Here is a 21,086-nt window from a genome sequence, read left to right as displayed (position 1 = left end):
CGAACGCTGCGGCCGCGAGCGACGCGAAACCGGGCGCGGCCGCGAGCGCGGCGAGCGACAGCACGATCCCGACATACATGCCGCCGACCACGCGCGACGCGCGCATCCGGTCGAGCGCCGCGCCGATCAAACCGAGTGTCAACTCGTCCATGCACGCTCCATCAGCAATTCTTGTTCGTTGGAACCGCGAACGGGCGCCCATGCGCCGCGCGAACGCGGTCCGGTTTCGTCAAACGTCAATTCTGGGCAAAACCCGCGGCGGTTTCCATGTCCACCGCAACGATCCGCGACACGCCCTGCTCCTGCATCGTCACGCCGATCAGCTGCTGCGCCATTTCCATCGCGATCTTGTTGTGCGAGATGAACAGGAACTGCGTCTTGTCGGACATCGCGCGCACGAGATTCGCGAAACGCTCGGTGTTCGCGTCGTCGAGCGGCGCGTCGACCTCGTCGAGCAGACAGAACGGCGCCGGGTTCAGCTGGAACATCGCGAACACCAGCGCGGTGGCCGTCAGCGCCTTTTCGCCGCCCGACAGCAGGTGAATGGTCGCGTTCTTCTTGCCCGGCGGCTGCGCCATCACCTGTACGCCGGCATCGAGAATTTCGTCGCCCGTCATGATCAGCTTCGCCTGGCCGCCGCCGAACAGGCGCGGGAACAGGTCGCTGAAGTGGCGGTTGACTTCGTCGAAGGTGCCCTGCAGCAGCGTGCGGGTTTCCTGGTCGATCTTGTGGATCGCGTCCTCGAGCGTCGTGATCGCGTCGATCAGGTCGGCCGACTGCGCATCGAGGAACACCTTGCGCTCGCTCGCGGCCTTCAGCTCGTCGAGCGCGGCCATGTTCACCGGGCCGAGCGCGTTGATCGCGTTGTTCAGGCGCGTGACCTCGCCCTGCAGGTACGACGGCTTCAGATCCGGCGTGAGCTTCTCGCGCAGCGCTTCCTCGTCGACCTCGGCCGTCGTCAGTTGCTCGGCGAACTGCTCGACCGACAGCCGCGCGGCCTGCTCCTTCAACTGCAATTCGGTAATGCGGTCGCGCAACGGCTGAAGCGAGCGCTCGGCGACGAGGCGCTGCTCGTCAGACGCGCGCAGCTTCGCGGTGAGGTCGTCGAGTTCGATCCGCGCGGCCTGCAGCGCCTCTTCCTTCACCGCGCGAATCTCGAGCGCGTCCTGCAGACCCGTGTGCGCGGTCTGCTCGTTGATCGTCTCGAGCTCGGCACGTGCGTCCTCGAGCGACGCGGCGACGCGCTCGCTCTGCTCGTGCGCGACCTGGATGCTGCGCTTGAGCTCGTCGATCCGCGTCACGGCATTGCGTGCGGCGAAGCGCGCGTCGTTCGCGCCGCGCTCCAGGTCACGCGCTTCCTGACGCGCCTGCGTCAGCGATTCGTCGAGCGCTTCGAATGCAAGCTGATTGTCCTCGAAGCGCGCCTGCAGTTCCGCCAGTTCGCCGTCGAAACGCTCGAAATTCGCTTCCGACTCTGCGCGCATCGCGCGCTGCTCTTCGATCTGCGCGCCGATTTCCTCGAGTTCCTCGCGAATCTGCGTGCTGCGCTGCGTGTAACGTTCGTGCGCCTGCGCAAGCTTCAGCACGTCCATCTGCAGTGCATGCACGCGCTGCGTCGCACGCTCGGCCTGTGCGCGCACGTCGCCGAGCGCCTGCGTGGCCTGAGTGTGCGCGGCTTCCGCGCGAACAGCGGCCGTACGGGCCTCGTCGGCGAGCAGCGCCTGCGCACGCACCTGGCGCGTCAGGTTTTCGATTTCCTGCTGGCGGGCCAGCATCCCGGCCTGCTCCGAATCGGCCGCATACAGTTGCACGCCGACGCGCGTGACGATATGGCCGGCCTTGACGACGAACGCGCCGCCTGCCGGCAGCTGCGTGCGCGTCGCGAGCGCCTGCGCGACGTCGTCGGCGACGTACACGTTGCCGAGCCAGTCGTTCAGCACCGCGCGGATGCCCGCATCGTCGATGCGCACGAGCGACAGCACCGGACGCAGGCCGGCCACGGCCGCCGGCGGTTCACCGGCCGCGGGCGGTGCGTAGAACGCGAGCTTGGCAGGCGGTGCGTCGGTGGCAAAAGCCTTCACCCAGTCGAGATTCGACACTTCGAGCGCGGCCAGGCGCTCGCGCAGCACGGCCTCGAGCGCGGCTTCCCAGCCCGCTTCGACATGCAGCTTCTTCCACAGACGCGGCAGCGCGCCGAGCTCGTGCTTGTCGAGCCACGGCTGCACCTTGCCTTCGGTCTGCACGTTTTCCTGCAGTTGCTTCAGCGCGGCGAGACGCGCCTCGAGCTGGTGGATCTGCGCGGCTTCGGCCTGCACGCGCTCCTGCGCGGCACGGCGCTCGCCATCGAGGCGCGGCACCGTTTCCTGCGCGTCGGCGAGGCGCGCCTGCGCTTCGGCCAGGATCTCTTCCTGCTCGGCCAGCTGCATGCGCAGCTCCTCGAGCTGCGCCTCGTCCGGCGCATCGAGCCCGCCCGCTTCGCTCTTCAGGCGCTCATGGCGCTGCTGCAGCTGCTGCAGCTGCTGGTCGGCGTTGCGCTGGTGCGCGGCTTCGAGCTTCAGCGACTGTTCGGTCTGCGCGATCCGCGCGCGCTCGTCGTTGAGCTGCGCCTGCGCATCGCGGAATTTCGCTTCGAGCGCCGGCAGCGCATCGTGCTTCGCGGCGGCGTTGTCTTCGGCGAGCGCGGCCTTCTCGTCGGCCATCGCGCGCGCTTCTTCGGCTTCTTCAAGCTCGTCCTGCGCCTTCTCGGCCTGCGCGCGCCATTGCTCGCGCTGCGCATTCAGCGCGGCGATCTGCGCCTGCACGCGGTTGCGCGATTCGACGATGAACTTGATCTCGGCTTCGAGGCGGCTCACCTCGGCGTTCGCTTCGTAGAGCGAACCCTGCGCGCCCTGCATCGCGTCGCTTGCCGAGTAATGCGCGACGCGCAGCGTCTCGAGCTGCGCCTCGACCTCACGCAGCTTCGCCGTTTGCGCCTCCAGGTCGATCTGCGCCTGTTCGATCGCACGCTGCTGCTTCTGCTGCTCGCCGGCGGCCTCGTTCTTGCGCAGCAGCCACAACAGGCGCTGCTTCTCCTCGCCGTCGGCGACGAGCTCCTTGTATTTGGTGGCGACGACGGCCTGCGCCTCGAGCTTCTCGAGGTTCGCGCCGAGTTCGCGGACGATATCCTCGACGCGGGTCAGGTTCTCGCGCGTGTCGTGCAGACGGTTCTCGGTCTCGCGGCGGCGTTCCTTGTACTTCGACACGCCCGCGGCTTCCTCGAGAAACACGCGCAGTTCTTCCGGCTTCGCCTCGATGATCCGGGCGATCATGCCCTGCCCGATGATCGCGTACGCCCGCGGCCCGAGGCCGGTGCCGAGGAAGATGTCCTGGATGTCGCGGCGGCGCGCCGGCAGGTTGTTGATGTAGTAACTCGACGTGCCGTCGCGCGTGAGTACGCGCTTCACGGCGATCTCGCCGTACTGGCCCCACTGGCCGGCCGCGCGGCCGTCGGAGTTGTCGAAGATCAGTTCGACGCTGGCCCGGCTGCCGGGCTTGCGGGCGGTCGAGCCGTTGAAGATCACGTCCTGCATCGATTCGCCGCGCAGCTCGGAAGCGCGCGACTCGCCGAGCACCCAGCGCACGGCATCGATGATGTTGGACTTGCCGCACCCGTTCGGGCCCACCACGCCGACAAGCTGGCCCGGAACCTGGAAATGCGTGGGATCGACAAAGGATTTGAAGCCAGCGAGTTTGATCGAGCTCAGACGCACGGCGGTATCGGATGTGAAGAAGGTGTGAAACGGACGGAGCCGCACTGCGCGAGGCCCGACGGCCCATGCGCGCGATGCGCTCCGGAATTCAAAAGCGGGGCCGCGCGCATACAGCGTTGGGCCCCGCAAACGGCTTCCATCATACCATCGCGCGTGCGCCGTCCCGACCGTCGCCGGGTTTGTCCGGTGCCGGCGCGGCACGATGGACCCGGCTCGACAGCAGCGTCGCCAGCACGATGCACGCGCCGCCCGCCCACTCGCGCGCGCTCGGCAGCTCGTTCGCGAACACCCAGGCCGACAGCGCGGTGATCACGATCTCGAACAGCATGATGATCGACGCGCGGTTGGCCGGCACGCGCGCCAGCCCGTACTGCACGAGCAGGTTGTTCGACGCCATCGTCACGCCGATCGCGACGATGATCAGCACGGCCGTGCCGAGGTGGCCGCCCGCCGGCGCAGCCGGTATCCCCTCGAACAGCGACGCGATCGCGCCGAACACCGCCGCGCCGCCGAACAGCGTCGCGGTACGCATCTCGGCGCGCATCTCCGGCAGCTCGCGGCTCGCCTTGATCACGAGCACGTTGCTCATCGCGAAGCTCAACCCGGCCGCGAGCCCGGCCCATTCGGCCGGGGTGGCCGGCAGCGGAAGGCCGAGCGCCGGCGACCACAGCATCAGCATCGCGCCGCCGATCGACAGCGCCGCGAGCCCCGCGCCGGCCCAGGTCAGCCGCTCGCGCAGCAGGAAGTGCGCATAGATCGCGGTCCACGCGGGGGTCAGGTAGAACAGCAGCATCACGCGCAGCACCTCGCCGTGGATCGTGCCCCACACGAACCCGAGGTTCGTCACGCCGGCCGTCACCGCGATGCCGGGCAGCACCCAGTGCCAGCGCAGCGTCGCGATCGTGCGGTGGCGCGCGACGATCACGAACAGGAAGGCGACGAGGCTCGTCAGCGCGCTCGCCAGCGTGCCCGTCACGCCGAGCGACGCCAGGATCCGCAGCGGATACCAGATCAGGCCCCATACCGACGCGCCGATCAGGATGGCCAGCGTCGGCAGGCTGCCGCGTACCGCGTTATTCATTTGGTTCAATACCCTTTATTCGACCGGCCCGGCCGCCGTTCCGGCAGGCCGTGACCGCATTCCGTCACGCTATAATCGTTCGTTGCGACCCACGCGCCATCGGCGCCCGTTCGCAGCCGCGCGGCGCGCCCGCCGCTTCTTTCGCTCCAACCGGCCGCGATGGCCGCTTCGCCCGTGAACCCTCGACTCGACTCGCTCCAGCCCTATCCCTTCGAAAAGCTGCGCGCCCTGTTCAAGGACGTGACGCCCTCCGGCGCCCTCAAACCGATCAGCTTCGGCATCGGCGAACCCAAACATGCAACCCCGGCGCTGATCCGCGACGCCGTGGTGGCCGCGCTCGACGGTCTCGCGTCATACCCGGCCACCGCCGGCTCGGACGCGCTGCGCACGTCGATCGCGCACTGGCTCGAGCGCCGCTACGGGCTGCCGGCCGTCGATCCGGCCACGCAGGTGCTGCCCGTGTCGGGGTCGCGCGAGGCGCTGTTCTCGCTCGCGCAGACGGTGATCGACGCCCGCCCGTCTGAACAGGGCGAGAAGGCGATCGTACTCTGTCCGAATCCTTTCTATCAAATTTACGAAGGCGCGGCGCTGCTGGCCGGTGCCGAACCCTATTTCGCGAACAGCGACCCGGCCCGCAACTTCGCGTGCGACTACGCGTCCGTGCCCGACGCAGTCTGGGCGCGCACGCAACTGCTGTACGTCTGCTCGCCGGGCAACCCGACGGGCGCCGTGCTGACGCTCGACGACTGGCGCGAGTTGTTCGCGCTGTCCGACCGCCACGGTTTCGTGATCGCGTCCGACGAGTGCTATTCGGAAATCTATTTCGACGAAGCGGCGCCGCCGCTCGGCGGCCTCGAGGCCGCGCACCGCCTCGGCCGCGGCTTCGAGCGGCTCGTGATGCTGTCGAGCCTGTCGAAGCGCTCGAACGTGCCGGGCATGCGCTCGGGCTTCGTCGCCGGCGACGCGGCGCTGCTGAAGAAATTCCTGTTGTACCGCACGTACCACGGCGCGGCGCTGTCGCCGGTCTGGCAGCACGCGAGCATCGCCGCGTGGAACGACGAGCCGCACGTGCGCGAGAACCGCGCGCTGTACCTGCAGAAGTTCAATACGGTCACGCCGATGCTCGCCGACGTGATCGACGTGAAGCTGCCCGACGCGGCGTTCTACCTGTGGGCCAACGTGTCGCGCACCGGGCTGTCGGACACCGAGTTCGCCCGCCGCCTGTACGCCGACTATAATGTGACGGTTCTGCCCGGCTCGTACCTGGCGCGTGATGCGCACGGCACGAATCCGGGCCGCGATTTCATCCGGATCGCGCTCGTCGCGGGCACCCCCGAATGCGTCGAGGGCGCGCAACGCATCGTCGATTTCTGCCGGTCTCTCGCGCGGTAATCTTCCATCCGATCAATTCCATCCATCTCCTGCGAAAACGAACATGTCGCAACAACTTCAGCAAATCATCGATACCGCCTGGGAAAACCGCGCCGAGCTGTCGCCGAAGGCCGCACCGGCCGACGTCCGCGAAGCCGTCGCGCACGCGATCGAGCAGCTCGACAAAGGCGCGCTGCGCGTGGCCGAGAAGATCGACGGCAACTGGACCGTGCACCAGTGGCTGAAGAAGGCCGTGCTGCTGTCGTTCCGCCTGGAGGACAACGCGCCGATGCCCGCCGGCGGCTACTCGCAGTTCTACGACAAGGTGCCGTCCAAGTTCGCGAACTACACCGCTGAAGATTTCGCCGCGGGCGGCTTCCGCGTCGTCCCGCCGGCCATCGCGCGCCGCGGCTCGTTCATCGCGAAGAACGTCGTGCTGATGCCGTCGTACACCAACATCGGCGCGTACGTCGACGAAGGCACGATGGTCGACACGTGGGCCACGGTCGGTTCGTGCGCGCAGATCGGCAAGAACGTCCACCTGTCGGGCGGCGTCGGCATCGGCGGCGTGCTCGAGCCGCTGCAGGCGAACCCGGTCATCATCGAAGACAACTGCTTCATCGGCGCACGCTCGGAAGTCGTCGAAGGTGTGATCGTCGAGGAAAACTCGGTGATCTCGATGGGCGTGTACCTCGGCCAAAGCACGAAGATCTACGACCGCGAGACGGGCGAAGTCAGCTACGGCCGCATCCCGGCCGGCTCGGTCGTCGTCGCCGGCAACCTGCCGTCGAAGGACGGCTCGCACAGCCTGTACTGCGCGGTGATCGTCAAGAAGGTCGACGCGAAGACCCGCGCGAAGGTCGGCCTGAACGAGCTGCTGCGAGGCGACTGATGGCAAAGCCGCACACCGTGGTCGTCTACGGCATTCCGAACTGCGACACCGTGAAGAAGGCCCGCGTGTGGCTCGACGATCACGGCGTCGAATTCGAGTTTCACGACTTCAAGAAGCTCGGTGTCAGCGCACCGCTCGTCGAGGACTGGCTGAAGGACGTGTCGCTCGACGCGCTCGTCAACAAGCGCGGCACGACGTGGCGCGGCCTGGACGACGCGATGAAGGCGGCCGCCGAAACGAAGGCCGGCGCGGTCGCGCTGATGATCCACAAGCCGTCGGTCATCAAGCGCCCCGTGCTGGTGGTCAACGGCCGCGTGAAGTCGCTCGGCTTCGTGGCCGATCAATACGCGGCGCTGTTTGCCGCATAGGGCTGCCCGCGCTGCGCCTGTCGGCGCAGCCCGACGTCTTGTCGCTGCCGGCCACCGCGCCGGCATTTTTTATCGAAAGTGGTCCGAACCATGTCCGCCACCCTAGCCCTTACCGAACAGCTGATCGCCCGCGCGTCCGTGACGCCCGACGACCAGCATTGCCAGCAGATCATGACCGAGCGCCTCGCCGCGCTCGGCTTCGAATGCGAGACCATCGCGTCGCACGGCGTGACCAACCTGTGGGCCGTCAAGTGCGGCACCGACGGCCGCGACGGCAAGCTGCTCGCGTTCGCGGGCCATACCGACGTCGTGCCGACCGGCCCGCTCGAGCAATGGAGCTCGCCGCCGTTCATCCCCGCCCATCGTGACGGCAAGCTGTACGGCCGCGGCGCGGCCGACATGAAGACGTCGCTCGCGGCGTTCGTCGTCGCGTCCGAGGAATTCGTCGCGGCCCATCCCGGCCACCGCGGCACGATCGCGTTCCTGATCACGAGCGACGAGGAAGGCCCCGCCACCGACGGCACCGTGAAGGTCGTCGAGCTGCTCGAAGCACGCGGCGAGCGCATGGACTACTGCATCGTCGGCGAGCCGACGTCGACCACCGAGCTCGGCGACGTCGTGAAGAACGGCCGCCGCGGCTCGATGTCCGGCGAACTCGTCGTCAAGGGCGTGCAGGGCCACATCGCGTATCCGCACCTCGCGAAGAACCCGATCCACCTGCTCGCGCCGGCGCTCGCCGAGCTCGCCGCCGAGCAGTGGGACGAAGGCAACGAATACTTCCCGCCGACCACCTGGCAGGTGTCGAACCTGCATGCCGGCACCGGCGCGACCAACGTGATTCCCGGCCACGCCGACCTGCTGTTCAACTTCCGCTTCTCGACCGCCAGCACGGTCGAAGGCCTGCAGGCACGCGTGCACGCGATCCTCGACAAGCATGGCCTCGAATACACGCTGAAGTGGTCGGTGAGCGGCCTGCCGTTCCTCACGCCGCGCGGCGAGCTGTCGGGCGCGCTGGAAAACGCGATCCGCACCGAGACCGGCATCACGACCGAGCTGTCGACCACGGGCGGCACGTCGGACGGCCGTTTCATCGCGCGCATCTGCCCGCAGGTGATCGAGTTCGGCCCGCCGAACGGCAGCATCCACAAGATCGACGAGCACATCGAAGTGCGCTTCGTCGACCCGCTGAAGAACGTGTACCGCCGCGTGCTCGAACAACTGATCGCCTGATGGAGCCTCGCATGACGACACCTTTTGCCACTGTTCGCGACCTGCTGCGCTACGCGGTCACGCGCTTCTCGAAGGCGAAGCTCGCGTTCGGCCACGGCTCCGACAACGCATACGACGAAGCGGCCTACCTCGTGCTGCGCACGCTCGACCTGCCGCTCGACACGCTCGAGCCGTTCCTCGACGCGCGGCTGCTGCCGGACGAAATCGCGGCCGTGCTCGCGGTGATCGAACGGCGCGCGACCGACCGCGTACCGGCCGCGTACCTCACGCATGAGGCGTGGATGCACGGCCACCGCTTCTACGTCGACGAACGCGTGATCGTGCCGCGCTCGTTCATCGGCGAACTGCTCGACGACGGGCTGCAGCCGTACGTCGCCGACCCCGAGCAAGTCGGCGCGGTGCTCGAACTGTGCACGGGCTCCGGCTGCCTTGCGATCCTCGCGGCGAGCGCGTTCCCGAACGCCGAGATCGACGCGGTCGACCTGTCCGACAAGGCGCTCGAAGTCGCCGAGATCAACGTACGCGACTACGGCCTCGAAGACCGCGTCGCGCTGCACCGCGGCGACCTCTACGCGCCGCTGCCCACGTTCCGCACCGATCTGGGCTCACGCTACGACGTGATCCTGACGAACCCGCCGTACGTGAACGCGTCGTCGATGGCCGCGCTGCCGCCCGAGTACCGGCACGAGCCGGAGATGGCGCTCGCGGGCGGCGATGACGGCATGGACATCGTGCGATGTATCGTCGCCGAGGCCCATCGCTGGCTGCACGACGACGGCGTGCTCGTCGTCGAGATCGGCAACGAGCGCGAGCACGTCGAAGCCGCGTTCGGCGGCCTCGAGCTCACGTGGCTGCCCACCAGCGCGGGTGACGACGCCGTGTTCCTGATCCAGGCGTCGGACCTGCCCCGCAAGGCCTGAGCCTTCCCGGCTCGCCCACCGTGCGGTGCACCGTTGCGCCGCACGGTTGGGTAAGATGCGCGTAGGCGGCCGCCCGGCCGCGCGACCTCAGGAGTCCGACACGCGCCCATGACCCTCGACTGGCTACATCTCGGCACCCTGATCCTGACCATCCACGTGCTCGGGATCGTCGCGGCGTTCCACGCGATCATGAATACGCGCACGTCGCAAGGCGCGATCGCGTGGGCCGTCTCGCTCGCGGCCATGCCCTACCTGACACTCATTCCGTACCTGTTCCTCGGCCGCAGCAAGTTCTCCGGCTACGTGGACGCCCGGCGCCACGAGCTGGAAATGTTGCGCATGCACACACCGCGCTCGCCGTGGCTCAGCACCGACGCGACCGACGGGCCCGCCGCCGACGCGATCGGCCAGGCCGCGGTGCTCGCGCTCACGCGGCTCGGCGGCATGCCGTTCCTCGGCGGCAATTCGGTGCGCACGCTCGTGAACGGCGACGCGACGTTCTCGGCGATCCTGGCGGCCATCGACGCCGCGCGCGACTACGTGGTGGTGCAGTTCTTCATCGTGCGCGACGATGCGCTCGGCCGGATGCTGCGCGACTCGCTGCTCGCGCGCGCGGCGGCCGGCGTGCGCTGCTGCCTACTGTACGACAGCATCGGCAGCTTCGACCTGCCGCACAGCTACGTCAACATGTTGCGCCGGGGCGGCGTCGAGGTTCACCCGTTCGCGACCAACCGGAAGTTCGTCAACCGTTTCCAGCTCAACTTCCGCAACCACCGCAAGATCGTCGTCGTCGATGGCAATTGCGCGTTCGTCGGCGGCCACAACGTCGGCGTCGAGTATCTCGGCGCGAAGCCGCGCCTGTCGCCGTGGCGCGACACGCACATCGAGATTCGCGGCCCGGTGGTCGCGAGCATCCAGTACGTGTTCGCCGAAGACTGGCACTGGGCAACGCAGAAGCTGCCGCCGCTCGCGTTGCCCCCGCCCGCGCAGCCCGGCGACAACATGCATTGCCTCGTGGTGCCGATGGGGCCGGCCGACAAGCAGGAGACGGGCTCGCTGTTCTTCGTCGAGGCGATCAATGCCGCGCGCGAGCGGGTCTGGATCACCACGCCGTACCTCGTGCCCGACGAAGCCGTGATCTCCGCGCTGAAGCTCGCCGTGATGCGCGGCGTCGACGTGCGCATCCTGATCCCGAGCCGGCGCGATCATTACGTGGTATTCGAGGCGTCGAAGCTGTACGCGCGCGACCTGGTCGATGCGGGCGTCAAGGTGTTCCGCTACCGCCCCGGCTTCCTGCACCAGAAGGTCGTGCTGATCGACCGCATCGCGGCGGCAATCGGTAGCGCGAACCTCGACAACCGCTCGTTCCGCCTCAATTTCGAGATCATGGTGCTGACCGTCGATCGCACGTTCGCCGACGAAGTCGAGACGATGCTCGATGCCGATTTCGCGCAGGCGTACGAGGTCGATGCGAGCGAATACCGCCAATCGCCCGCCTGGCGGCGCATCGCGATGCACGTCGCGCGGCTGTTCGCCCCGATCCTCTAGCGGCCGGGACTGCGGCGGCGCTGCGATCCGCACCGGCGCCGCGAACACCGCCGGCAGCCGTCACAGCAGCTTGTCGATATCCGCGGCGATTTCGTCCGGCTTGGTCGACGGTGCGTAGCGCTTGACGATGCGCCCTTCGCGGTCGACCAGGAACTTCGTGAAATTCCACTTGATCGCCTTGAGGCCGAGAATGCCGGGCGCCTCGTCGGTCAGGTAGCGGTACAGCGGATGCGCATGGTCGCCCTTCACGTCGATCTTCGCGAACATCGGGAACGTGACGCCGTAATTGCGCTCGCAAAACGCGCCGATCTGCGTGGCGTCGCCGGGCTCCTGCTTGCCGAACTGGTTGCACGGGAAGCCGAGCACATAAAAGCCGCGCGCCGCGTACTGGTCGTACAGCTTCTGCAGGCCCGCGTACTGCGGCGTGAAACCGCACTCGCTCGCGGTATTGACGATCAGCAGCACCTTGCCGCGATACGCGTCGAGCGAGGCCGGCGCGCCGGCAAGCGTCTCTGCGCTGAACGAATACAGGGTGGACATCGGGCACTCCTTTTACGAAACCGGATCGACGTGGAGTCTAGGCGAAATTGCCCCGTTGCGACATCCGCCGAACGGCCAATGCCCGGCGCGAACGGCGCGCGGTCTAGAATAGCGGTTTTGGCCAGTCATTTCCGCCGTGATCCGTTTCAATCAGTTCAGCCTTGCGCGCGGCACCAAGCCGCTGTTCGAGTCGACCTCCTTCGTGCTCAATCCCGGCGAGAAAGCCGGCCTGATCGGCGCGAACGGCGCCGGCAAGTCGACCCTGTTCTCGGTCCTGCGCGGCGAGCTGCACTCGGACGGCGGCGATTTCTCGATGCCGCCGTCGTGGCGGATCGCCCATGTGTCGCAGGAAACGCCCGCGGTCGACCGCTCGGCGCTCGACTACACGCTCGACGGCGACGCCGCGCTGCGCGAGATCGAGGCGCGCATCGCCGCCGCCTCCGCCGCGCATGACGGCGCCGCCGAAGCCGACGCGCACGCGGCGTTCGCCGACGCCGACGGCTACACCGCGCCCGCCCGCGCCGAGGCGCTGCTGCTCGGCCTCGGCTTCACGCTCGCGCAGACGCGCGAATCCGTCGCCAGCTTCTCCGGCGGCTGGCGCATGCGCCTGAACCTCGCGCAGGCGCTGATGTGCCGTTCCGACCTGCTGCTGCTCGACGAACCGACGAACCACCTCGACCTCGACGCGATCGTCTGGCTCGAAGACTGGCTGCACCGCTACCCCGGCACGCTCGTCGTGATTTCGCACGACCGCGAATTCCTCGATTCGATCTGCAACGTCACGCTGCACCTGGAAAACCGTCAGGTGAAGCGCTACGGCGGCAACTACTCGCAGTTCGAAGTGCTGCGCGCGCAGCAACTGGCGCTGCAGCAAAGCGCGTACGAGAAACAGCAGAAGACGATCGAACACCTGCAGAGCTTCGTTGACCGCTTCAAGGCCAAGGCGACCAAGGCCAAGCAGGCGCAGAGCCGGATGAAGGCGCTCGAGAAGATGGAGCTGATCGCGCCCGCGCACATCGCGTCGCCGTTCACGTTCGAATTCCGCACGCCCGATGCCGCGCCGAACCCGATGATGGTGATGGAAGACGTCCGCTGCGGCTACCACGCCGACGGCGGGGCGGAAATTCCGATCGTCGAGCGCGTCGCGCTGTCGATCCAGAACGGCCAGCGCATCGGCCTGCTCGGCGCAAACGGCCAGGGCAAGTCGACGCTGATCAAGACGCTGGCCGGCACGCTGGCGCCGCTGTCGGGGCACGTCCGCGACGGCAAGGGGCTGACGATCGGCTATTTCGCGCAGCACCAGCTGGAAACGCTGCGCGAGGACGATTCCCCGCTCGCGCATCTGGCGCGGCTCGCGCCCGACACGCGCGAGCAGGAACTGCGCGACTTCCTCGGCGGCTTCAACTTCTCGGGCGACATGGCGACCACTCCGGTCGGGCCGTTTTCGGGCGGTGAAAAGGCACGCCTCGCGCTCGCGCTGATCATCTGGCAGAAGCCGAACCTGCTGCTGCTCGACGAACCGACCAACCACCTCGACCTCGAAACGCGCCATGCGCTGACGATGGCGCTCGCGCAGTTCGAAGGCACGCTGATCCTCGTCTCGCACGACCGTCACCTGCTGCGCGCGACGACCGACCAGTTCATGCTGGTCGCGAAGCACCGGCTGCAGCCGTTCGATGGCGACCTCGACGACTACCGCGACTGGCTGCTACAGCACGCGGCCGAGCAGCGCGCGGCCGCGAAGGCCGACAGCGCGGCCTCTTCGGGTGCGGGTGCCGCGGCCAACCGCAAGGACCAGAAGCGTCAGGCCGCCGAGGAACGGCAGCGCCTGTCGGTGCTGAAGAAGCCGCTGCAGACGCGCATCACGAAGCTCGAAAAGGAAATGGAGACGCTGCACGCGGAGAAGGCGCGCCTCGACGCATTCGTCGCCGATCCGGCGAGCTACGAAGCCGAGCGCAAGACGGAACTGACCGACGCGATCCGCAAGCTCGGGGACGTCAACACGCGTCTCGAAACGGTCGAGGCCGACTGGCTCGCCGCGCAGGAAGAGCTCGAGCAGATCGGCTGACCGCAGTCGCGGCGCAGCCGGCCACTATGCCGATATGCGGGCCCTGCGCGCCGACTGCCTCTGCGCCGCGGCACCCTGGCATCGCGGCGCGGCGAAAGACCATCGGGCCCTCGAGGGGCCCAGATGCGACGAGGCCGGGCGCTCGGGCCCGGCCTGATCATTCACTACCGTCGTCGCACCGTTCTCCGGCTGCTCGCCGCGCTTGCCGGCTCAGCGTCGCGGCAACGTGTCGCGCGGCAGCTGCTCGTCGTCGCCCATCAGGTGCCGGCGCCCTTCGGTCGGCCGCCGGATCGCCGCAGCGACTTCCGCTTCCGTCACGTCCTCGGACACGACCTTGCGCGCCAGGCGCCCCTCGTCGTCGATCCATTCGACGATCCGGCATCCGCCGCCCCACGGCTGGCGAATCGGCTCGGACACGCGGCAGCCACGCAGGTTGTAAAGGCGTCCGCTCGGCGCTTCCCCGTACGATTTCAACATAGGTTCCCTTCGCATTGCGCGGTTCGACAATCCGGCAAAGGATAGGGAAAAGCGATGTCCGTCGGGTTACATAACCCTACATCTTCTTTACAGCGAATTACGTGACAGATCGCCCGCACGCATGGCCCGAACGCCTGACGCGCCGGTCACTCGAGATCGCGCACGCGGTCGATCGCCTGCTCGAGCCGATCGACGGCCATCACGTTCAGCCCTTCGATCGGCTGCTTCGGCGCATTCGCCTTCGGAATCAGCGCGGACGTGAAACCGAGCTTCGCCGCCTCGCGCAGCCGTTCCTGCCCGCGCGGGGACGGCCGGATCTCGCCCGCCAGCCCGACTTCGCCGAACACGATCAGCCCCTTCGGCAGCGCCTTGTTGCGCATCGACGAATGGATCGCCAGCAGCACCGCCAGGTCGGCGGCCGGCTCGGTGATCTTCACGCCGCCCACCGCATTGAGGAACACGTCCTGGTCGAAGGCCGCGATGCCCGCGTGCCGGTGCAGCACCGCGAGCAGCATCGCGAGCCGGTTTTGCTCGAGGCCAACCGCGAGCCGGCGCGGGTTCGGCACGTGCGCCGTATCGACGAGCGCCTGGATTTCGACGAGCAGCGGGCGCGTGCCTTCCTGCGTGACGAGCACGCACGAGCCGGGCACGACCTGCTCGTGCTGCGACAGGAACAGCGCGGACGGATTCGCGACGCCGCGCAGCCCGCGCTCGGTCATTGCGAACACGCCGAGCTCGTTGACCGCACCGAAGCGGTTCTTGAACGCGCGCACGAGCCGGAACGACGAATGCGTGTCGCCTTCGAAGTACAGCACCGTGTCGACGATGTGCTCGAGCACGCGCGGGCCGGCTAGGTTGCCTTCCTTGGTCACGTGCCCGACCATGATGATCGCGGTGCCCGACTGCTTCGCGATACGCGTGAGCTGCGCCGCGCACTCGCGCACCTGCGCAACCGAGCCCGGCGCCGATGTGAGCGCTTCCGAATAGACGGTCTGGATCGAGTCGATCACGGCCACGTCCGGCCGTTCCGTATCGATCGCGGCCTGGATCTTCTCGAGCTGGATCTCGGCGAGCAACTTCAACTCATCCGCCGCCGCACCGCCGTCGAGCAGCGCAAGCCGTTGCGCGCGCAACGCGATCTGCGCGGCCGACTCCTCGCCGCTGATATAGAGCGCCCGCCGCTCGCTCGCGATGTCCGCGAGCGACTGCAGCAGCAGCGTCGACTTGCCGATACCCGGATCGCCGCCGATCAGCACGACGCCGCCCGGAACCAGGCCGCCGCCAAGGACGCGATCGAATTCGCCGATGCCGGTCGAGAAGCGCGGCACGTCGGCCGCTTCGATGTCGACGAGACGCTGGACGGGCGCCCGCTTCGCGAGCGACTGGAATCGGTGGGCCGACGGCGCCTCGGCAGCCGATTCAACCAGCGTGTTCCAGGCCTGGCACGACGGGCATTGGCCCTGCCACTTCGGGGTCTGTCCGCCGCACTCGCTGCAGACGTATACGGTTTTCTGTTTGGCCACGCGCAACGCCCTTATTCTGCGCGCACGGGCACGCGGCCGGCGACCGCGCACATCAACTCGTAGCCGATCGTGCCGCAATGGCGGGCGACGTCGTCGATCGGCAGCGCGTTGCCCCACAGCTCGACGCGCGCGCCGACGCCGGCCTGCGGGCACGGGGTCAGGTCGACGGTGATCATGTCCATCGATACGCGACCGACGATCCGCGTGCGGATGCCGTCGACGATCACGGGCGTGCCTTCGGGCGCGACCCGCGGATAGCCGTCCGCGTAACCGCACGCGACCACGCCGATCCGCATCGGCGCCTGCGCGGAGAACGTCGAGCCGTAGCCGATGGCCTGGCCCTTCCCGATCGTCTGCACCGCGATCAACTCGGATGCGAGCGTCATCGCGGGCTTCAGCCCGGTATCGGCAATGTCGGACGACAGCCCGGACGGCGACGCGCCATACAGCACGATCCCCGGGCGCACCCAGTCGAAGTGGGTATCCGGATGCCACAGCACGGCCGCCGAGTTCGCGAGGCTGCGCGCGCCGGCGATGCTTTCCGCGCCGCGCTCGAACGTCGCGAGCTGCTCCGCGACGCCGCGCTCGTTGTCCGCATCCGAAAAATGGGTCATCAACGTGATCTGGCCGATGCCGGGGCACGCGCGGGCGCGCTCCCATGCGGCGCGGTATTTCTCCGGCAGGTAGCCGAGCCGGTTCATCCCGCTGTTCATCTTGAGCTGCACGTTGACGGGCTTCGACAGCCGCGCCGTTTCCAGCATCCGCATCTGCTCGTCGTTGTGGACGGTGGTCGTCAGGCTGTAGCGGTCGATCACATCGATGTCGGTCGAGCGGAAGAACCCTTCGAGCAGCAGGATCGGGCCGGCCCAGCCGAGCTCGCGCAGCTTGACGGCCTCGTCGAGGTCGAGCAGGCCGAAGCCGTCGGTGCCGCGCAGGCCGGGAAACGCACGCGCGAGCCCGTGACCGTACGCGTTGGCCTTGACGACCGCCCAGACCTTGGACGGGCCGGCGAAGCGGCGGACGACGGAGAGATTGTTCGCGAGAGCGGCGGTATGGATGGTGGCGGAGATCGGGCGCGGCATGGGAAATTTACGTAAAGACGCTTGCGAATCATCAGCTTACCGCGCCTTTTGAGCACTGAAGCCGACAATTTGCGGAACGATCGGGGAATCTTGCTAGTCCGAATTGGCGTATTTTCATGTTATAAAGCCGTGCGCACAACCCATTTCGAACGGAATAAGCCGATCGCACACCAGGCGGCCTACGCGGCCCTGCCGCAGCGACGAAAGCATCGCATCAGATGAAAAAAGGTTTTTACACCATCATGGCCGCGCAGTTTTTCTCGTCGCTGGCCGACAATGCGCTCCTCATCGCCGCCATCGCCCTGCTGAAAGACCTCCACGCCCCCAACTGGATGACACCGCTGTTGAAGCTGTTCTTCGTGTTGTCCTATGTGGTGCTGGCGGCCTATGTCGGCGCCTTCGCGGATTCGCGCCCGAAGGGCCGCGTGATGTTCATCACCAACTCGATCAAGGTCGTCGGCTGCATGATCATGCTGTTCGGCGCCCATCCGCTGATTGCGTACGGGATCGTCGGGTTCGGCGCGGCGGCCTACTCGCCCGCGAAATACGGCATCCTCACCGAGCTGCTGCCGGCCGACCGGCTGGTCGCCGCGAACGGCTGGATCGAAGGCACGACCGTCAGCTCGATCATCCTCGGCACCGTGCTGGGCGGTGCGCTGATCAGCCCGCACATCGCGTCGCACGTGATCGCGCACACGCCCGCCTGGATCGGCACGCCCGCCGAGGCAGCGATGGCGATCATCATGGCGATCTACGTGATCGCCGCGCTGTTCAACCTGCGCATCCCCGATACGGGCGCCCGCTACCCGAAGCAGGAACGCGGCCCGGTCAAGCTCCTCACGGATTTCGCCGACTGCTTCATGGTGCTGTGGCGCGACAAGCTCGGCCAGATCTCGCTGGCGGTCACGACGCTGTTCTGGGGCGCGGGCGCGACGCTGCAGTTCATCGTGCTGAAGTGGGCTGAAGTGTCGCTCGGCATGTCGCTGTCGGAAGGCGCGATCCTGCAGGCCGTGGTCGCCGTGGGCGTCGCGGCCGGTGCAATCGCCGCCGCCGCCCGAATCCCGTTGAAGAAGTCGCTGTCCGTGCTGCCGGTCGGCATCATCATGGGCATCGCGGTGATGCTGATGGCGTTCTACACGCGCGACCTGTTCCCGTCGCACTGGGCCGTGCACTTCGGCCACCTGCGCATGCCCGTGTACCTGATCATCGCTTACATCTTCCTGATGTGCGTCGGCGCGTTGTCCGGCTACTTCGTCGTTCCGATGAACGCGCTGCTGCAGCATCGCGGCCATGTGCTGCTGTCGGCCGGCCACTCGATCGCGGTGCAGAACTTCAACGAGAACCTGTCGGTGCTCGTGATGCTGTGCCTGTATGCGGTGCTCGTGTGGCTCGACGTGCCGGTCGGCGTCGTGATCGTGCTGTTCGGCACGTTCGTCTGCCTGACGATGTGGCTCGTGATGCGCCGCCACCAGGCGAACCAGCGTCAGTTCGACTCGGTCGCGCTGATCGGCGAATCGCGGCACTGACGCTACACTTCCCGTTTCCGTCCGCCGGCGCCGGTCCTCGAACCGGCGCGTTGCCCTCATGACGCACCCGATACCCAACATCCTGACGATCGCCGGCTCCGATTCGGGCGGCGGCGCAGGCATCCAGGCCGACCTGAAGACCTTTTCCGCGCTCGGTGCGTACGGCGCGAGCGTGATCACCGCGCTGACCGCGCAGAACACGCGCGGCGTGACGGGCGTGCATGCGCCGGATGCGGCGTTCGTGACCGCGCAACTCGACGCGGTGTTCGGCGATATCCGCATCGATGCGGTCAAGATCGGGATGCTCGCGAATGCCGCGATCGTGCACGCGGTAGCCGACGCGCTGCGCCGTTACACGCCGCGCTTCGTCGTGCTCGACACGGTGATGATCTCGAAGAGCGCGCACGCGCTGCTCGCACCCGATGCAGTCGATGCGTTGCGCGATGCACTGCTGCCGCTCGCGACGGTCGTGACGCCGAACCTGCCCGAAGCGGCCGCGCTGCTGAACGATGTGCCCGCGACCACCGAAGACGACATGATCCGGCAAGGTCAGGCACTGTTACAGACAGGTTCACGCGCCGTGCTGATGAAAGGCGGCCACCTGCCGGACGCTTCCGCGAGCCCCGACTGGCTCGTGGAAGCGACCCGCACCGTGCGGCTCGACGGCGCACGCGTGCCGGTCAGCAACACGCACGGCACCGGCTGCACGCTGTCGTCGGCGATCGCGGCGCTGCTGCCGCAGCAGCCCGACCTCGAAAGCGCGGTGCGCGAGGCCAAGACCTACCTGACCGGCGCGATCGCCGCGAGCGGCCACCTCGACGTCGGCCACGGCGTCGGCCCCGTCCATCACTTCCATCGCTGGTGGTGAACGGCTGCTGACGCGGCGTCAGTGATCCTGCGCCGCGAACGCCTGGGCGCGTACCGGCCAGTCGTCCGGCACGACGAAGCCGCGCGCCGTCTCGCGCCACGTGCCGTCACTACCCTTTTCATGGATGCCGATCAGCGCAGGCGCCTCGCGCGTCGTCAACACCGGCGGCAATTCCAGCGTGGCCGCCAGCATGTCGGGTTCGAATCCGCTACCGGCGGCAGCCCGTCGCGGCGCCAGCCACGCAAGCCGCGGCAACACGCTCCACGCGACGCCGGCACCCTGCTCGGCCGCCCAGGCCGGCCACTGCGCGTGGGTGAGCCAGAAACCGTGCGGGTGATCCGGCGCGATTTCCGCGGACACCGGCGGCAACGGTGCGCCGTGCGGATAGAACAACCAGCCCTTGATGAACATCTGCGCATCGGACGGCGCGCCGTAGCCGAGCCGCGCAAACCCGTCGCGATCGCCGAGCCGCAGCTGGTGCTCGAGCAACCGGCGGCGCTTGCGGTCGAACCGGTCGACGAGGTTCGGGCCGACGAAATCGGCAAGCGATGCGCCGGCTTGCACCGGCGCGCACAGGTAGCACTTCACCGCGAGTTCCCAGTGCAGGCGCTGCCCGTCCGGTGCATCGACGAGAAAATCGACTTCGCCGAGCGTCTTGCCGTTGCTGCGCAGCGGCAGATTGGCCGCGACGAGCCGCAGCGACGGCCCGTGCGTCAGGAAATACTCGAGCAGGCATTCGGCGTAACGGCCGAGCCGGGTGGGCCGGAAGCCGTCGAGCGCGCGATGCAGCGGTTCGGGCTGCGCATCGAGCGCGGCGAGCCATGCTTCGACGGCCGACTGCCCCACCGCATCCAGCCACGGACGCGCCAGCGGCGCGTCCGGCACCGCGGTCAGCAGGCTCGGGCTGGCCAGCAGCCAGCCCAGATCCCGAACCGCGACGTCGTGCAGCGTATCGACGAATGCGCACGCCGCGCCGGTCGTCATTGCCCGGCCGGCCCGTTCGCGTCGCCGCCCTCTGCACGCCGGAACGTGTCGCGCGCGAGGCACAGGTCGGCCCAAGCCTTCGACTTGTCCTGCAGGCTGCGCAACAGGTACGCCGGGTGGTAGGTCACGATCACCGGCACGCCTTCGTACGCATGCACACGGCCGCGCAGCGACGCAATGCTCGCGTCCGTCTTCAGCAGCGTCTGCGCGGCGAAGCGGCCGAGCGCGACGATCAGCTTCGGCTTCACGAGCGCGACCTGGCGCTGCAGGTACGGCTCGCAGCTCGCGACCTCGTCCGGCTCCGGATTGCGGTTGCCGGGCGGCCGGCACTTGATCACGTTCGCTATGTATACGTTGTCGCCGCGCTTGAGCGACAGCGATTGCAGCATGTTGTCGAGCAGCTTGCCGGCCTGGCCGACGAACGGTTCGCCCTGCTTGTCCTCGTTCTCGCCCGGCGCTTCGCCGATCAGCATCCAGTCCGCTTCGCGGTCGCCGACGCCGAACACGGTGTTGGTCCGCTTCTCGCACAGCCGGCACAGCGTGCAGTCGGCCACGCGCGCGGCCAGCGCGTCCCAGTCGAGCGCGGCAACCGGCGTACCGACGGGGCGCGATTCGGCCACCGGCACGGGATCGCCCGCAGCACCGGCTGACCCTGTTGCCACGTCGGCGTGGCAGCGCGGACTGGTCCGCGCACGCTATGGCCGGTCGGCGACAGCAGGCGGGCGCCGGCCTTCGGGCCATGGAGCGCCTCCGGCGACGCGGGGCCGCACTGCGCGAGCAGCGTGAGCTCGGCCACGTCCCCCGGCGCTTCGGCCAGCAGCCCGCGCCCCTGCTCGTCGAGCGGCGGCTACGCCGCGCA

At 68.0% G+C, this 21,086-nt stretch carries 16 protein-coding genes and 2 pseudogenes; 9 read left to right on the top strand and 9 right to left on the bottom strand.

Annotation, left to right across the window (positions count from 1 at the left end; genetic code table 11):
• The 3 genes and pseudogenes from G3N96_RS30900 to G3N96_RS30890 all read right to left on the bottom strand — a co-directional run.
• A pseudogene (locus tag G3N96_RS30900) lies at window positions 1-136 on the bottom strand (3-(3-hydroxy-phenyl)propionate transporter MhpT); the annotation flags it as partial.
• 100 nt (window positions 137-236) lie between these two features.
• The gene (gene smc / locus G3N96_RS30895; protein WP_046545990.1) at window positions 237-3,749 is read right to left on the bottom strand and encodes a chromosome segregation protein SMC; all 3,513 of its coding nucleotides are present in this window, start codon (window positions 3,747-3,749) and stop codon (window positions 237-239) included.
• A 139-nt stretch (window positions 3,750-3,888) separates the two neighbouring features.
• Complete coding sequence (locus G3N96_RS30890) at window positions 3,889-4,830, bottom strand: DMT family transporter (RefSeq protein ID WP_206139539.1); 942 nt, start codon at window positions 4,828-4,830, stop codon at window positions 3,889-3,891.
• 159 nt (window positions 4,831-4,989) lie between these two features.
• On the opposite strand from G3N96_RS30890, the gene dapC reads away from it, so the two are divergent.
• The 6 genes from dapC to cls all read left to right on the top strand — a co-directional run bounded on the left by dapC (window position 4,990) and on the right by cls (window position 11,159).
• A complete protein-coding gene (dapC, locus tag G3N96_RS30885) occupies window positions 4,990-6,222 on the top strand; it encodes a succinyldiaminopimelate transaminase (protein WP_206139538.1) in 1,233 nt (410 codons plus the stop codon).
• 43 nt (window positions 6,223-6,265) lie between these two features.
• A complete protein-coding gene (dapD, locus tag G3N96_RS30880) occupies window positions 6,266-7,093 on the top strand; it encodes a 2,3,4,5-tetrahydropyridine-2,6-dicarboxylate N-succinyltransferase (RefSeq protein WP_006478479.1) in 828 nt (275 codons plus the stop codon).
• The gene (locus G3N96_RS30875) at window positions 7,093-7,461 is read left to right on the top strand and encodes an ArsC family reductase (RefSeq protein ID WP_069248286.1); all 369 of its coding nucleotides are present in this window, start codon (window positions 7,093-7,095) and stop codon (window positions 7,459-7,461) included. Before dapD ends, G3N96_RS30875 begins: the two co-directional genes overlap by 1 nt.
• A 90-nt stretch (window positions 7,462-7,551) precedes the next feature.
• Entirely contained in the window at window positions 7,552-8,691 is a 1,140-nt protein-coding gene (gene dapE, locus G3N96_RS30870) for a succinyl-diaminopimelate desuccinylase (protein WP_206139537.1), read from the top strand.
• 11 nt (window positions 8,692-8,702) lie between these two features.
• Window positions 8,703-9,611, top strand: a complete 909-nt coding sequence (gene prmB, locus G3N96_RS30865; RefSeq protein WP_206139536.1) for a 50S ribosomal protein L3 N(5)-glutamine methyltransferase — start codon at window positions 8,703-8,705, stop codon at window positions 9,609-9,611.
• A gap of 108 nt (window positions 9,612-9,719) precedes the next feature.
• Window positions 9,720-11,159 (top strand): cardiolipin synthase, encoded by a 1,440-nt coding sequence (gene cls / locus G3N96_RS30860; RefSeq protein WP_206139535.1) that lies wholly within the window; start codon window positions 9,720-9,722, stop codon window positions 11,157-11,159.
• A 60-nt stretch (window positions 11,160-11,219) separates the two neighbouring features.
• Here the strand turns inward: cls and G3N96_RS30855 are convergent, their stop codons facing one another.
• Entirely contained in the window at window positions 11,220-11,699 is a 480-nt protein-coding gene (locus tag G3N96_RS30855) for a glutathione peroxidase (protein ID WP_089425699.1), read from the bottom strand.
• A gap of 136 nt (window positions 11,700-11,835) precedes the next feature.
• Here G3N96_RS30855 and G3N96_RS30850 point away from each other — a divergent pair, with 136 nt between their 5' ends.
• Complete coding sequence (locus G3N96_RS30850; protein WP_124584586.1) at window positions 11,836-13,767, top strand: ATP-binding cassette domain-containing protein; 1,932 nt, start codon at window positions 11,836-11,838, stop codon at window positions 13,765-13,767.
• Between the two features lie 210 nt (window positions 13,768-13,977).
• Here G3N96_RS30850 and G3N96_RS30845 read toward each other — a convergent pair whose 3' ends face one another.
• The 3 genes from G3N96_RS30845 to alr form a co-directional block, all read right to left on the bottom strand.
• A complete protein-coding gene (locus G3N96_RS30845; RefSeq protein ID WP_089495113.1) occupies window positions 13,978-14,244 on the bottom strand; it encodes a DUF2866 domain-containing protein in 267 nt (88 codons plus the stop codon).
• Window positions 14,245-14,390: 146 nt separating this feature from the next.
• Window positions 14,391-15,767, bottom strand: coding sequence for a DNA repair protein RadA (radA, locus tag G3N96_RS30840; RefSeq protein WP_069248291.1), 1,377 nt, complete (start codon window positions 15,765-15,767; stop codon window positions 14,391-14,393).
• An 11-nt stretch (window positions 15,768-15,778) separates the two neighbouring features.
• The gene (alr, locus tag G3N96_RS30835) at window positions 15,779-16,849 is read right to left on the bottom strand and encodes an alanine racemase (RefSeq protein ID WP_124584588.1); all 1,071 of its coding nucleotides are present in this window, start codon (window positions 16,847-16,849) and stop codon (window positions 15,779-15,781) included.
• Window positions 16,850-17,067: 218 nt separating this feature from the next.
• On the opposite strand from alr, the gene lplT reads away from it, so the two are divergent.
• Both lplT and thiD read left to right on the top strand, forming a co-directional pair.
• Window positions 17,068-18,375, top strand: a complete 1,308-nt coding sequence (gene lplT / locus G3N96_RS30830) for a lysophospholipid transporter LplT (RefSeq protein WP_124584590.1) — start codon at window positions 17,068-17,070, stop codon at window positions 18,373-18,375.
• Between the two features lie 58 nt (window positions 18,376-18,433).
• Window positions 18,434-19,243: a bifunctional hydroxymethylpyrimidine kinase/phosphomethylpyrimidine kinase gene (gene thiD / locus G3N96_RS30825; protein WP_206139534.1), complete on the top strand. Its 810-nt coding sequence runs from the start codon at window positions 18,434-18,436 to the stop codon at window positions 19,241-19,243.
• An 18-nt stretch (window positions 19,244-19,261) separates the two neighbouring features.
• Here thiD and G3N96_RS30820 read toward each other — a convergent pair whose 3' ends face one another.
• Window positions 19,262-20,227, bottom strand: a complete 966-nt coding sequence (locus G3N96_RS30820) for a DUF1853 family protein (RefSeq protein WP_206139533.1) — start codon at window positions 20,225-20,227, stop codon at window positions 19,262-19,264.
• Window positions 20,224-20,862 (bottom strand): annotated as a pseudogene (locus tag G3N96_RS30815) (uracil-DNA glycosylase); the annotation flags it as partial. The pseudogene G3N96_RS30815 and the gene G3N96_RS30820, both read right to left, overlap by 4 nt.
• Window positions 20,863-21,086 lie beyond the last annotated feature (224 nt).

It is taken from the genome of Burkholderia sp. Se-20373 (genome assembly GCF_017104705.1).
Lineage (GTDB): Bacteria > Pseudomonadota > Gammaproteobacteria > Burkholderiales > Burkholderiaceae > Burkholderia.
The sequence above is the reverse complement of the archived record's forward strand: the minus strand, read 5'-3'. Positions and strand labels throughout refer to the sequence as shown.

Coding starts and splice junctions, on each gene's coding strand:
- lplT (WP_124584590.1), top strand. CDS start 17,068: ATGAAAAAAGGTTTTTACACCATCATGGCCGCGCAGTTTTTCTCGTCG.
- dapE (WP_206139537.1), top strand. CDS start 7,552: ATGTCCGCCACCCTAGCCCTTACCGAACAGCTGATCGCCCGCGCGTCC.
- thiD (WP_206139534.1), top strand. CDS start 18,434: ATGACGCACCCGATACCCAACATCCTGACGATCGCCGGCTCCGATTCG.
- G3N96_RS30875 (WP_069248286.1), top strand. CDS start 7,093: ATGGCAAAGCCGCACACCGTGGTCGTCTACGGCATTCCGAACTGCGAC.
- G3N96_RS30890 (WP_206139539.1), bottom strand. CDS start 4,830: ATGAATAACGCGGTACGCGGCAGCCTGCCGACGCTGGCCATCCTGATC.
- G3N96_RS30855 (WP_089425699.1), bottom strand. CDS start 11,699: ATGTCCACCCTGTATTCGTTCAGCGCAGAGACGCTTGCCGGCGCGCCG.
- G3N96_RS30845 (WP_089495113.1), bottom strand. CDS start 14,244: ATGTTGAAATCGTACGGGGAAGCGCCGAGCGGACGCCTTTACAACCTG.
- cls (WP_206139535.1), top strand. CDS start 9,720: ATGACCCTCGACTGGCTACATCTCGGCACCCTGATCCTGACCATCCAC.
- prmB (WP_206139536.1), top strand. CDS start 8,703: ATGACGACACCTTTTGCCACTGTTCGCGACCTGCTGCGCTACGCGGTC.
- dapC (WP_206139538.1), top strand. CDS start 4,990: ATGGCCGCTTCGCCCGTGAACCCTCGACTCGACTCGCTCCAGCCCTAT.
- alr (WP_124584588.1), bottom strand. CDS start 16,849: ATGCCGCGCCCGATCTCCGCCACCATCCATACCGCCGCTCTCGCGAAC.
- dapD (WP_006478479.1), top strand. CDS start 6,266: ATGTCGCAACAACTTCAGCAAATCATCGATACCGCCTGGGAAAACCGC.
- G3N96_RS30820 (WP_206139533.1), bottom strand. CDS start 20,227: ATGACGACCGGCGCGGCGTGCGCATTCGTCGATACGCTGCACGACGTC.